This window comes from Aeromonas sobria (assembly GCF_050266975.1).
Taxonomy (GTDB): domain Bacteria; phylum Pseudomonadota; class Gammaproteobacteria; order Enterobacterales; family Aeromonadaceae; genus Aeromonas; species Aeromonas sobria_B.
Map to the genome: position 1 here is coordinate 1 of NZ_JBKISU010000138.1, position 262 is coordinate 262.

The following is a 262-nucleotide window of genomic DNA, read 5'->3' on the forward strand; positions in this document are numbered from 1 at the left end:
TCAGACAGCTAGGATGTTGGCTTAGAAGCAGCCATCATTTAAAGAAAGCGTAATAGCTCACTAGTCGAGTCGGCCTGCGCGGAAGATGTAACGGGGCTCAAACCAGGCACCGAAGCCGCGGATTCATACTTATGTATGAGTGGTAGGGGAGCGTTCTGTAAGTCTGCGAAGGTGTATCGAGAGGTATGCTGGAGATATCAGAAGTGCGAATGCTGACGTAAGTAACGATAAAGGGGGTGAAAAGCCTCCTCGCCGGAAGACC

Annotated in this window: 1 rRNA gene; it reads left to right on the forward strand. The window is 50.8% G+C overall.

Annotated features, from left to right (window positions below):
* Positions 1 to 262, forward strand: a 23S ribosomal RNA gene (locus ACLHZ1_RS20810); the annotation flags it as partial.